Origin of the sequence: Psychromonas ingrahamii 37 (assembly GCF_000015285.1) — a bacterium.
GTDB lineage: Bacteria > Pseudomonadota > Gammaproteobacteria > Enterobacterales > Psychromonadaceae > Psychromonas > Psychromonas ingrahamii.
Genome location: NC_008709.1, coordinates 436,330 through 449,613, shown reverse-complemented (window position 1 = coordinate 449,613; position 13,284 = coordinate 436,330). Strand labels below are relative to the sequence as shown.

Sequence of the window (13,284 nt, the reverse complement as noted above, 5' to 3'; positions counted from 1 at the left end):
TTTGCTCATTAAGTCACTCCATAACAGACAGTTTCTGCGCTCGATTAAACAGCTTTTATTTTCTGTAAAGCAGTACTAAAGAGCCATTAGTTATCAACCAGTAAGGAATTTAAATGCCACAGTATCGTTCAAAAACATCAACCCATGGCCGTAATATGGCGGGTGCTCGTGCACTATGGCGTGCAACTGGCGTGAAAGATGATGATTTCGGAAAACCAATCATTGCCATTGCTAACTCATTTACCCAATTTGTTCCCGGCCATGTGCATTTAAAGGACATGGGACAGCTTGTTGCAGGAGCCGTTGAAGCTGCAGGCGGTATCGCCAAAGAGTTTAATACTATTGCCATTGATGATGGTATTGCGATGGGTCACTCGGGCATGCTCTATAGTCTGCCCTCTCGTGATTTGATTGCTGATTCGATTGAATATATGGTCAATGCACACTGTGCCGATGCTATTGTTTGCATTTCCAACTGTGACAAAATCACGCCGGGAATGTTAATGGCGGCATTACGTTTAAATATTCCGGTTATTTTTGTTTCCGGTGGTCCGATGGAAGCGGGTAAAACCAAACTTTCAGATCAGATTATCAAGCTCGACTTAGTTGATGCGATGGTGATGGGACCGGATAAAAATGTTTCCGATGAAGATCTGGCTAAAGTTGAACGCAGTGCCTGCCCGACTTGTGGGTCATGCTCCGGTATGTTTACCGCCAATTCAATGAACTGTTTAACCGAAGCACTGGGGCTTTCATTACCGGGTAACGGCTCAATGCTTGCGACCCATGCTGACCGTGAACAACTGTTTTTAGAGGCCGGTGAACGTATTGTTGATATTACTAAACGTCATTATGAACAGGATGATTATTCAGTATTGCCGCGTGCAATTGCCTGCCGGGAAGCTTTTGAAAATGCAATGGCACTTGATATCGCCATGGGCGGCTCAACCAATACAATTTTACATCTGTTAGCCTGTGCTCAGGAAGCTGAACTGGACTACACAGTAGCCGACATGGATGAAATGTCCCGCCGTATCCCTCAGCTTTGTAAAGTTGCGCCTTCCACTCCTTTGTACCATATGGAAGATGTACACCGTGCGGGTGGTGTGATGGCTATTTTAGGGGAATTGGACCGTGCGGGTTTATTAAACAGTGATATTCCAACTATCCTTAGCCCGACCATGAAAGAGCAGTTGGCAAAATACGATATTATGCAAACTGACGATCCAAAAATCATTGATTTTTATCGTGCCGGGCCCGCTGGTATTCGTACGGTAAAACCCTTCAGTCAGTCTTGTCGCTGGGATACCGTTGATAATGATCGCGCAGCAGGTTGCGTACGTTCACTGGAGCATGCTTTTAGTACTGAAGGTGGTCTTGCGGTGTTATTTGGAAATATGGCCGTTGACGGTGCCGTGGTTAAAACTGCTGGCGTTGATAATGATAATCTTACCTTTACCGGTCCGGCTAAAATATACGAAAGCCAGGATACTGCGGTAGCCGCTATTTTAGGGGGTAAAGTCGTCGAAGGTGATGTAGTTGTTATCCGTTATGAAGGCCCTCAAGGTGGCCCGGGTATGCAGGAAATGCTTTATCCAACCAGTTACCTGAAATCCATGGGACTCGGCAAAAAATGTGCATTAGTTACCGATGGCCGTTTCTCCGGGGGTACCTCGGGACTGTCAATCGGTCACGCTTCACCAGAAGCCGCCGCCGGTGGTGTTATTGGTCTGATTGAGGATGGCGATATTATCGATATCAATATTCCAACACGGACAATGGACTTAAAAGTATCTGACGAAATATTAGCTGAACGTCGTATCGCAATGGATATTCATGGCTGGAAACCCGTCAGCCGTGAACGCCACGTGTCAACGGCACTAAAAGTTTATGCTTTAATGGCAACCTCTGCCGATAAAGGCGCAATACGCGATATAAGCAAGCTGAAATAGAAACTGACGGCTGTTGGCTGACGGCTATCGGCTGACAGCTGACAGCTGACAGCTGAATTTAACCTATCTGCTTTACACTGTCCCGCTCAATTAATGTCGGTTCCAGCTTTATCTCTAAATCATTTTCTCTTTTGCTTTGAATCTTATCTAACAGGGTATCAAAGGCTTTTCGCCCTAAATTAAATTTAGGTTGATGGATAGTGGTCAATGAGGGAGTGAAAAATCGGGCTATTTTTATATCATCATAGCCAATAATAGATAAATCATCGGGAATCGAGATGCCATGTTTGCTGGCGCTGTTAATAACACCCAATGCCATCATATCGTTGCAAACAAAAAGTGCGCTGGGTAAAGTGCCCCTACTCAACATTTTATCTAAGGCTTGTTGACCCCCTTCACATTCAAAATTGCCATCCACCAGCCAATCAGGATTGATAATAAGCCCGGCATCTTGCATCGCTTTTTGATAACCCGCCCAACGTTTTTCAGCCATGGGTTTATTGATAGGTCCAGTAATACAGCCAATTTTTCTATGACCTTTTTTTATCAGATACTGGGTTGCTAAGTAACCACCGAGATAGGAATTATCTTGGATTTTATCTGCCGGAAAATGCGTTTTACCACAATCCATAACAACAGTCGGCACGGCTTTATGGCGGGCAAAAATATCTAAGTTTTGACTGACGATTTCATCACTCATCAGTAATAGTCCATCCACCCTTTTTTGGAGCAGCATATCGATATTAAAACGTAAGCGCTCTAAATCGCCTTCCGTATTACACAGCAGTAAATTATAACCTTGCTCATAACAGCGGCGCTCAACCCCCTTTACCACTTCCGCAAAAAAGGGGTTCGCTGAGGTTGTCACTAACATACCAAAGGTATGTGTATATTTAAGCTTAAGGCTTCTCGCTAAGGCCGACGGCGCATATTGCAGCTCATCGACCGCCTTTTTTACGCGAGCCGTGATATCTTCGCTGACATAACGTGTTTGATTTAAAACATGGCTGACCGTTGAAGTAGACACGCCCGCATGTTTTGCTACATCTTTTATGGTTGCCATTTGCTTGTTCAAATCCTTAAATAATCATTTATTGTCCATCTGCTGTAAAAATTTCTCTACACTCTGGCGATCTGGAATCGATGTTTGTGCCCCTTTACCGGTGACCGTGATCGCGGCAGCCGCATGGGCAAAACGAATCGATTCTTCCACGCTTGCCTTTTCCAGCAAGCGGGTCAATAGCGCACCGTTGAAAGTATCTCCTGCGGCTGTTGTATCCACAGCTTTCACGGTAAAGCCTTTTATCTGCTTACCCTTACCAGCCTGGCTCAGCCATACCCCCTCACTGCCTAGGGTTATCATTACCATTTCGATACCCTTGTCATGTAACTTTTCAGCGGCTTGTTGTGCCGAGGGCATATCCTTGACTTGAACACCCGTAAGCTGCTCAGCTTCGGTTTCATTGGGGGTGATAATATCAACAAGTTTTAACAACTCATCGCTTAATGATTGCGCAGGTGCCGGATTTAAGACAACCACTGTCCCGGCGAGTTTTGCCGTTTCAGCAGCGGCCTGGATCGTTTCAATAGGCGTTTCCAATTGCATCAGTAATATTTCAGCTGCGCTAATAAGAGAGGAAAAAGGTTTTATACGTTCAGGTGTGAGGTGATTATTGGCTTCGGCTGAGATGCAAATACTGTTCTCTCCGGTGGCCGATACTTGAATCATTGCGATCCCTGTTGGGGTGTTTTTTTCAATCATCACCCCATCAACATTGATTCCATCGCTTTTAAAAGCGTCACGAATATTAATCCCGAAACTATCATCACCCAAGCAGGCAATAAATGCCACATCGGCGCCCAAACGCGCAGCTGCGACAGCCTGGTTGGCGCCCTTTCCCCCGGGAATAACAGCATAGCCTGTGCCGTGCAGAGTTTCTCCGGGACGCGGAAAAGAGGGAACTTGTAAAACATGATCGGCGTTAACGCTGCCCAGAACGACTAATTTATTCATAAATAAACCATTTTAATTAAAGTTAAAACACATTGTTTAAAATACATTGTTTAAGGCTGTTTTAAACAAGCTTAAACAATTTATTTTAGATTTTAAGAGTAAAAATACAGCCTGAGAATAAAATCATCAGGCTGCTTGATTTAATTTAAGTAAGCATTTTAAATTATTTAACAATCATCATTAATGATACTGGAATGTATTTTTCAACAGCTTCACCTTTAAGTACTTTTGCTGCAGATTCAACTCCGAGAGAACCAATCATACGAGGCTGTTGAGCAATAGTTGCGCCAAGCGATCCGCGTTTTACAGCGGCAATACCACCTTCTGTTCCATCAAAACCAACCACTAATATTTTTTTGCCCGATGCCTGCACGGCACGAATAGCCCCTAATGCCATTTCGTCATTTTGGGCAAATACAGCTTGGGTGTCCGGATTAGAGGCAAGAAGATTTTCCATTACATTCAGACCTTTGGTACGGTCAAAATCGGCAGGTTGGCTGGCTAACAAATCCATGTTGTAGGTGCTAACAGCTTTCATGAATCCTTCACCACGCTCACGCGCAGCCGATGTACCGGCAATACCTTCCAGCTGTACCACTTTGGCATTTTTGCCGATTTTATCATTAATAAATTTACCAGCCATTTCGCCACCGGCTATGTTATCCGATGCAATATGAGTAACAACATCACCGCCTGCTGCACCACGGTCGAGTGTTAACACCGGAATATCAGCTTGATTAGCAATGCGAATCGCATTGGTCACCGCATCGGAATCAGTCGGATTGATTAAGATCGCTTTGACGCCTCGAACAACAAGATCTTCAACATTTGATAACTCTTTGCTGGGGTCATTTTGTGAATCAAGCACAATCAGCTCATAGCCTAGTTCCTTTGCCTTATCCTCAGCCCCCTCTTTCATACTCACAAAAAAGGGATTATTTAAGGTTGAAACAACCATAGCAATAGTATCTTGAGCCATCGCACCGGCACTGAAAGAAGCTGAAATAACAGCTGCGGTAATCAGTTTAGTAAATATTTTCATGTTATATTCCTTTGCTTTTGTTAATAATATTACGGCGTTTTACAACGTCCGCGGGGGGTAAAATAAAATTTTATTTCTGTTTATTATCGACCAGTACAGCCAGCAGAATGACCAGCGCTTTAACAATCATCTGAAAATAGGATGAGACGTCCATTAGGTTTAATGCATTGTTTAAAACACCAATTATCAGAGCCCCAATCAGGGTGCCCGTAATTCGTCCTCTACCACCCGCTAAACTTGTCCCGCCGACCACTACCGCGGCAATAGCATCTAACTCATAGCCCATTCCGGCTGTCGGTTGTGCTGAGGATAAACGCGATGTAATAATAATCCCAGCAAGTGCCGATAATAATCCGCAAATGGCATAAACACCGATCTTAACGCGATCGACATTTATCCCGGATAATCGTGTTGCTGACTCATTACCGCCTAAGGCATAAACATAACGGCCGAAACGGGTGTGATTAAGCAGATACCAGATGGCGGCAAAAACCGCAATCATTATCCAAACTGGCACCGGAATACCAAATACATAACCCGTTCCAAACCAGGCAAAATTATCCGCAACATCGGTATACCCGGCCGAAATAGGCCGTCCATCTGTGTATACCATGGTCACCCCACGGAGTAAGGTCATCATTACCAGGGTTGCAATAAAGGCTTGTACTTTGCCTTTGGCAATTATCCCTCCCGTTGCACAACCCAGTAATGCACCACCCAATAATGAGATGGGGACGGCAATGGCAATAGGTATTTCCAAGCTGATCATACTGGCAGCAAAGGCACCACATAAAGCGAGAACAGACCCCACACTTAAATCAATACCGGCGGTTAATATGACCAATGTCATACCCGCCGCAATAATCGCGATGACCGAGGTTTGGCGCAGAATATTAAGCAGATTATTGACAGTAAAAAAATATTCATTCATAAATGCCACAACGACAATCAGTAAAATCAATGCAATCAGTGATTTTTGTTCAATAAACCATTCTTTATTGAACAGCTTACTGTTGGCTTGTGTCTTGCTCACTTTGTTGTTCATGCTGCTACCTCGTTGCTGACTTTACCAACAGCACAAGCCATTAGTTTTTCCTGATCAGCATCTGCGTGGTTAAATTCACCGCTGATTCGACCTTGATGCATTACAATAATACGATCGCTCATACCGAGTACCTCGGGCATTTCAGAAGAAACCAGAATAATACTCATCCCTTCCGCTTTAAATTGGTTAATAAGTTGATAGATCTCTTTTTTAGCACCGACATCCACACCCCGAGTCGGTTCATCCAGAATCAATACTTTGGGCTTAGTCATTAATCCCTTAGCAATCGCGACTTTTTGCTGATTACCACCGGATAAATTACCGATAATTTGATCCATTGACGGGGTTTTAATATTAAATAAACCGATGAAGTCTTCAACAGCGATTGTTTCTGCCTGGTGATCCAGCTGTATCCCTTTTGAAAACTGTTTTAATGCACAAAGTGACATATTTTCTTTAACGGATAATCCAAGAACCAGTCCATCACCTTTACGGTCTTCGGAGATATAAGCAATACCATAATCAAGCCCCTGCTGCGGAGTGTGAGCATGAATAGATTGTCCTTCTAAAAGCAGTTCACCTGAGTCGCGTTTTAATGCACCATAAATCACCTTCATCAGTTCAGTGCGTCCCGCTCCCATTAAACCTGAAACACCCAATATTTCACCGTGATTAAGAGAAAAATTAACATTATGAATATCAGCAGCCGATAAGTTTTTCACCTCTAAACAAGTAGTACCATTTACACTGTCTATACGGGGATACTGCTCATCTAATCGCCGTCCAACCATTAATTCGATTAAGGTATCCTCATCTATCTCTGACACTTTGCGCTCTACAATAAATTTTCCGTCACGTAACACGGTGATATCATCACAAATCTCAAAAATCTCTTTTAAGCGATGTGAAATATAAACAATGCCGTAACCCGCGTCCCGTAATTCGTTAATCACTTTAAACAGGGACGCCGTTTCCGTATCCGTTAATGCATCTGTCGGCTCATCCATAATAATAACTTTGGATTTAAACGACAGTGCTTTGGCTATTTCAACCATCTGCTGCTCACCGAGACTAAGATCACCGAGTAGCTGTGAGGATTTATGTTTTACATTTAAACGCTGCAGCAAAGCATCAGCTTCGTCGAACATAACAGACCACTTAATGCCGCCAAAAGCATTGGTTATTTCACGCCCAAGAAAAATATTCTCAGCAATGGTTAATTCTGGAATCAGGTTCAACTCCTGATGAATAATACCAATGCCCGCCTCCTGTGACTCTCGGGGTCCAGCAAAATTAACTTTGTTGTTTTCATAACGCACTTCACCTTGATCAAGCGCGTAAATACCGGTTAATACTTTCATTAAAGTTGATTTACCCGCACCATTTTCCCCTAATAACGCCATGACTTTACCGGGATAAACATTTAAACACGCATTATCAAGGGCTTTTACGCCTGGGAATGATTTATGAATGTCTTTTAGTTCTAAAATTGGCTGATTCATCTCAGCTCCTTAATCATTATTTGTAACTAAAAAACCACACCAGATTGGAAAATAACATTGGCATAAGGAGTACATTCACCCGTGCGAACCACCGCTTTGCTGTTCGATGTTCTTTCCTTAAAGGCTTCGTGGCTGATATAGATAAGTTCTATCCTGCTGCCAGCAAGCTTTTCCTGTTCGACAAGTTCAATTAATGCCCGGTGTAAATCAGGGCTGACTTGTTTGAATTCACTGGCTAATAAAACGCCTGTAATTTGCATTTCACTTAAGATCACGCGAACCGTATCAATAAAGGCGGGTACACCATGGGTTAAGGCAAGATCAATTCGCTGTGTCTCATTTGGAATAGGCAATCCCGCATCACAGATAGTTATTTCATCAAAGTGCCCCAGCGAAGCGACCAGGTAAGATAATTCAGCGTTGAGCAGTGCGGTTTTTTTCATGGAGTTCGCCTTAATAATTCATTGTATTTTTAAGATTATGAATATATTTAAATATTATTTTTTTGTAAATTTTTACAAACGAAACGATTGCGCAAACGTTTCGATGGCGTTAATTTAGAACAGAATAAGGTGGTTTGCACTTTAATTAAAGTAAATATGTGACCGGGATCTGACAGAAAGGCTTAATATTTCATGCGGCGAGCATTCAATATGTTATTTGGAAAGGAATCTATTATTAATCTAATCAACGCTTAAAACAAAAAAGCCGCGATAAACGCGGCTTTTATTCCCCTAATAAACAGGGTTGATTAACTAATATTATAAAGTCTGAGCGGACTCAACAACGTTTTCTACGGTGAAACCAAACATTTTAAATAACTGTTCAGCGGGTGCTGACTCACCAAAGGTGGTCATACCAATAACTTTTCCATTTAGGCCAACATATTTGTACCAGTAATCAGCAATACCGGCCTCTATTGCCAGACGTTTAGTCACAAGGGCAGGTAGAACAGACTCTTTATACTCGGCACTTTGAGTTTCAAAAATATCTGTACAAGGAAGAGACACAACACGTACCGCTTTACCCTGTGCTGTTAATTCGTTGTAGGCTTCAACAGCAAGTTGTACTTCAGAACCCGTTGCAATCAGCATAATCGACGCTGAATTTGCACTGTCAAACTCTTTACTTTCAAGTAAGACATAACCACCTTTAGCGACATCGCTGAGCTGCTGTGCATCACGCGCTTGAGGTTGCAGATTTTGACGACTGAAGACCAGTGATGTTGGACCATCGATTCGCTCAATGGCTGATTTCCAGGCAACGGCAGACTCTACGCTGTCACAAGGGCGCCAGGTGTTCATATTTGGAGTTAAACGCAAGCTGGCAATTTGTTCAACGGGTTGATGAGTGGGCCCATCTTCGCCCAGACCGATTGAGTCATGGGTGAATACTTGAATCGCACGCTGCTTCATTAAGGCCGACATACGTAAACCATTACGCGCATATTCCATAAACATTAAGAAGGTTGCGCCAAAGGGCACAAAACCTTTATGCAAAGCAATACCGTTAACAATGGCTGACATTGCAAACTCACGTACACCGTAGTGTAAATAGTTGCCCGACGCGTCATCAGCAGTAATCGCTTTAGTACCAGACCACATAGTCAGGTTCGAAGGGGCTAAATCGGCAGAGCCACCTAATAATTCAGGCAACATTGTGCCAAATGCTTCGATGCAGTTTTGTGACGCTTTACGGGTTGCAATATTCGCCTGACTCGCTTGTAATTCCTCGATATACTGCGTTGATTTAACTTCCCAGTCGCTTGGCATGTCGCCATTGATACGACGCTTATATTCAGCGGCTAATTCAGGGTACGCGCTTGCATATGCGGCAAACTGTTCATCCCATGAATTTTCAAGGGCTTGCCCCTGTTCTTTATTATCCCAACCGGCATAGATATCTGCAGGAATTTCAAAATCACCGTAGTTCCAGCCTAATGCTTTACGTGTTGCGATTATTTCATCGGCACCAAGTGGCGCACCGTGACAGCCATGTGTACCCTGTTTGGTTGGCGCACCAAAACCGATAATGGTTTTACAACAAATCATCGTTGGTTTAGATGTTTCAGCTTGAGCTGCGATAATCGCCGCTTTAATCTCTTCGCTGTTATGGCCATCAACAGAAATTACCTGCCAGCCGTATGCTTTAAAACGTGCCGGTGTATCATCCGTAAACCAACCATCAACGTTACCATCGATTGAAATTCCGTTGTCATCCCAGAATGCAATCAGTTTTCCGAGTCCTAAAGTACCCGCTAATGAGGAAGCTTCATGTGAGATCCCTTCCATTAAACAACCATCACCTAAGAAAGTATAAGTAAAATGATCAACGATATCGTGCGCTGGACGGTTAAATTGTGCTGCTAATGATTTTTCAGCAATCGCCATACCCACCGCATTAGTCAGACCTTGACCTAACGGACCTGTTGTTGTTTCGATACCCGGTGCGTAACCGTATTCAGGATGTCCAGGTGTTTTAGAATGCAGTTGACGGAACGATTTAAGATCCTCAATTGACAATGCATAACCGGTTAAATGCAGCAGCGAGTAAATCAGCATTGATCCATGGCCATTAGACAGAACAAAACGGTCACGATCGGCCCACTGCGGGTTAGTTGGGTTATGTTTTAAGAAATCACGCCAAAGGACTTCGGCTATATCAGCCATCCCCATTGGAGCTCCAGGGTGACCTGAATTGGCTTTTTGTACGGCATCCATACTGAGTGCACGAATCGCGTTAGCTAGCTCTTTACGAGGTGGCATGTCTTTCTCCTGATAGGTTGCAATTGAGTTCAATTGCTGAAAATTTAGTGATGTGGTGTAGAGCGCCGCGATTATCCCAAATATTGTGGGGTACTGGCAATGAAAAAGATGACAATTGAGTACATATTTTTAAAAAATATTTCTCATTTTTTGCCTTACGCATAAAATTACAGGGGCACGCTCCACAACTTTCTCTGCAACAGAGGAAAATTTAAAAAAAAAGCGACTTACGTCGCTTTTTTAATATTTTTTATAATAAAGTCAAAAACAGATTAACTTTGTTGTTCCACATAACCGCTATCTCGATTCGGTCCAAAAACAAAAATAATACCTTTATCGAGCAATATTTGCGTGGTTTTATCAAAAAAAGTAATGGCTGGATCGCTGGGCATATGTTTTAAAATAAGCTCAATGGCAATATCAAAACCTTTGCCATCGGGTAATGCTTTATCTAATTCGCCTGATTCAATAAAATGCAGGTAAGTATTAATTTTTTCCTGAAGGGTATAGAGATGTACATTTTCAGCATCCCATACCAGAGCATCTATAATACTTAAAAAAACCCGTTGCGCTTCTTTCTCCAACCCAATAGCATCAATAACATCAGTATCAACTACGCTCATATTTTTGCCTTTCTATAAAAATAACAGTTAAATAATTTATACCAATTCCATTAATTAGAGATTCTAACCTATAGAATAATTTTGAAAGTCAGCCTTGATTTCAACCCCAGAAACCTGATATAAAATCAATCAGTTGCTATTATTTTATTCCTACTACTCAACAAGCTGCCAGCCCTCAAATCCACCATTCACACTATACACATCTAAATAACCCTGAGTACAAAGGTATTGTGCAACACCTTTACTGCTATTGCCATGGTAACAGATGACAAAGACAGTCGTATTAACCTCTACCTCTTCGATAAAGTCAGCAATAGTATCGTTAGTAAGGTGGAAAGAGCCTTCTGCATGGGCTATTTCAAACGAATTAGCATCTCGAATATCAACGAGTTGAATATTTTCTTTTAGTGAGCGTTGTTTCGCATCATAAGCATTAATTAACTGATAGCCTGACATAGTGATTTCCTATTAAAAGTAACTTGTACAGACTCAATCTAACAAATAGTCGCAAATAGTTGCAACATTTCATTTACATGCTTGATAAATAATTATCCCTTAGCTTTTTGACTGGCATCTCTCTGAGATGTTTATAAATATATTCAAAATACATTACGATTTGAGGGCGTTAAGTTTAATCCTTTTATTGCATTGACGCTTGAAAATGCAGAGCAAACAAGGAACGATAATATTCATGGATATTATCAAGCGGCACGGCTTAGGTCGGCCAACGTTTTAAATAATGGCATAGTGTAATGTACGCTATTTTTTTGATTGCTTTTTTAATATTCCCATTAAGAAGTGAAAGATATTTATAGTGGCCTAGTGCAGGTTTTATCGGCAGCAATATCGTCAAGTTTCTTAATGAAGATATTTAAAACCGTTGCACAGGCTACTGTTCTTTATTTAGCTGAAATAAATAATTGCAGTAAATAGCCCAAATAACGAACAACGAAAAATAAAAGCCGATTACTGAAAATACCGGGTATGGGTCAAAGATCCGTTGCTTTAACCCGCGGTTCTACAATCATGATAGGTCTCAGGCTCAAAGGGGTGGGCTAAATATCCCCTAGCCCAAAATAACGTCCCAAATAGTGCTTTTTAAATCTGGAAACTTTCAAAAAATATCGATCTTTCATTCTTCTAAATTTAATAACTTTTCTTTAAACGCTAAAAATTGTTTTTTCTTTTCAAAGCGCTGTAATGCTTTTTGTTGTCCTTTCAATGCTAATTTTTCTTTTAACTCGCTGGATAAATCCAATAATTGAATCTGTTTGGACAAATCTTGAGGATCAAATACATTGAACAGCAATCCATTTTCAAGATGATCAATAATTTCAGGCACTCCGCCTGAATTGGAGCCAATAGCAACTACCCCCGCCATCATAGCTTCAATCATAATCAAGCCAAATGTTTCGCATTCAGTGGTTAATACCACAGCATCCATCGCTTGAATAAGGACTGGAATATCATCACGATGACCAAATATTTTCACTTTAAGCTGGTGCAGCTCAATATAATCTTCAAGCTGTTTTACATATTGAGGGTCATCCGTCCCACCGGCAATGACGCCGGCCACTTGAATTCCTTTATCTTTTAATTGCTTAATAGCATCTAAAAAAACATGTTGGCCTTTACCATGCTGAATGCGCGCAATATTAGCCAACCATAACCCCTGATGCTCAGAAAAAATATTATCTTTCAGTTCAGAAAGTTCAGTCTCACTGCAGCGCTCAACAACAGCAGTTCCCAAATTTATTTTATGAATTTTTTCAGGCGCGAGAGGTAAATTATTAATCACCTGTGATTTCATCCATTCTGTAATCACAAAATAAGCATCTACTTTGCCATACAGCCAGCTATGGTAAAAATCACGTTTCCCCCCCGGTAAAGACATATGGCGAGTATGCGCAAGTTTAAACGGGTAAGAACAGATTGATTTGACCAAAGCCAGCAAAGGCAGATCTTTTTTATCATGAATATGTACAACGTCAATTTTATTTGCTGATATAAATTTTGACAATCTGGCGGCATGCCATAAGTTACGGTTAGTTAAGCAAAGATCACTTTCCATTCGGCTTGCTAAAGGTGTTTCTGATCTTGTTGCAACAAAAATTCGCCCCTCAGAACTCTGTTGTTCATCTAACCAAACAGAAAAATCTCTGAAATGCAGCTCTAAGCCACCTAACGAATCTGACAAACAAAGTTCAAGAATATTCATATTTAATCCACTCATAATTAAGGTATACACATATACCTTACCTGTTTGGAAAAACATCTTTGGTATATATGAACTTACAGGTCTAAGTTGAGATCCCACTTTAAATAATTGCATGGTATAATG

General features: G+C 41.7%; 11 protein-coding genes. 1 reads left to right on the top strand and 10 read right to left on the bottom strand.

The window, feature by feature from the left end:
• The first annotated feature begins 113 nt into the window (after nucleotides 1-113).
• Nucleotides 114-1,952, top strand: coding sequence for a dihydroxy-acid dehydratase (gene ilvD / locus PING_RS01855; protein ID WP_011768771.1), 1,839 nt, complete (start codon nucleotides 114-116; stop codon nucleotides 1,950-1,952).
• 58 nt (nucleotides 1,953-2,010) lie between these two features.
• On the opposite strand, the gene PING_RS01850 is transcribed toward ilvD, so the two are convergent.
• The 10 genes from PING_RS01850 to PING_RS01805 form a co-directional block, all read right to left on the bottom strand.
• Complete coding sequence (locus tag PING_RS01850; RefSeq protein ID WP_011768770.1) at nucleotides 2,011-3,015, bottom strand: substrate-binding domain-containing protein; 1,005 nt, start codon at nucleotides 3,013-3,015, stop codon at nucleotides 2,011-2,013.
• Between the two features lie 24 nt (nucleotides 3,016-3,039).
• On the bottom strand, nucleotides 3,040-3,966 hold the full coding sequence (gene rbsK, locus PING_RS01845; protein WP_011768769.1) for a ribokinase: 927 nt from the start codon (nucleotides 3,964-3,966) through the stop codon (nucleotides 3,040-3,042).
• Nucleotides 3,967-4,129: 163 nt separating this feature from the next.
• Nucleotides 4,130-5,008 (bottom strand): ribose ABC transporter substrate-binding protein RbsB, encoded by an 879-nt coding sequence (gene rbsB, locus PING_RS01840; RefSeq protein ID WP_011768768.1) that lies wholly within the window; start codon nucleotides 5,006-5,008, stop codon nucleotides 4,130-4,132.
• Nucleotides 5,009-5,078: 70 nt separating this feature from the next.
• On the bottom strand, nucleotides 5,079-6,053 hold the full coding sequence (rbsC, locus tag PING_RS01835) for a ribose ABC transporter permease (RefSeq protein WP_011768767.1): 975 nt from the start codon (nucleotides 6,051-6,053) through the stop codon (nucleotides 5,079-5,081).
• A complete protein-coding gene (rbsA, locus tag PING_RS01830; protein ID WP_011768766.1) occupies nucleotides 6,050-7,555 on the bottom strand; it encodes a ribose ABC transporter ATP-binding protein RbsA in 1,506 nt (501 codons plus the stop codon). Before rbsA ends, rbsC begins: the two co-directional genes overlap by 4 nt.
• A 26-nt stretch (nucleotides 7,556-7,581) precedes the next feature.
• Nucleotides 7,582-7,998 carry a D-ribose pyranase gene (gene rbsD / locus PING_RS01825; protein ID WP_011768765.1) on the bottom strand — a complete coding sequence of 139 codons (417 nt, stop codon included), beginning with the start codon at nucleotides 7,996-7,998 and terminating at the stop codon, nucleotides 7,582-7,584.
• Nucleotides 7,999-8,316: 318 nt separating this feature from the next.
• Nucleotides 8,317-10,320: a transketolase gene (tkt, locus tag PING_RS01820; protein ID WP_011768764.1), complete on the bottom strand. Its 2,004-nt coding sequence runs from the start codon at nucleotides 10,318-10,320 to the stop codon at nucleotides 8,317-8,319.
• A gap of 272 nt (nucleotides 10,321-10,592) precedes the next feature.
• Complete coding sequence (locus PING_RS01815; protein WP_011768763.1) at nucleotides 10,593-10,943, bottom strand: DUF6572 domain-containing protein; 351 nt, start codon at nucleotides 10,941-10,943, stop codon at nucleotides 10,593-10,595.
• Nucleotides 10,944-11,096: 153 nt separating this feature from the next.
• Nucleotides 11,097-11,399 (bottom strand): thiosulfate sulfurtransferase GlpE, encoded by a 303-nt coding sequence (glpE, locus tag PING_RS01810; RefSeq protein ID WP_011768762.1) that lies wholly within the window; start codon nucleotides 11,397-11,399, stop codon nucleotides 11,097-11,099.
• Nucleotides 11,400-12,075: 676 nt separating this feature from the next.
• Complete coding sequence (locus tag PING_RS01805; protein ID WP_041765807.1) at nucleotides 12,076-13,161, bottom strand: glycosyltransferase family 4 protein; 1,086 nt, start codon at nucleotides 13,159-13,161, stop codon at nucleotides 12,076-12,078.
• Nucleotides 13,162-13,284: the final 123 nt, after the last annotated feature.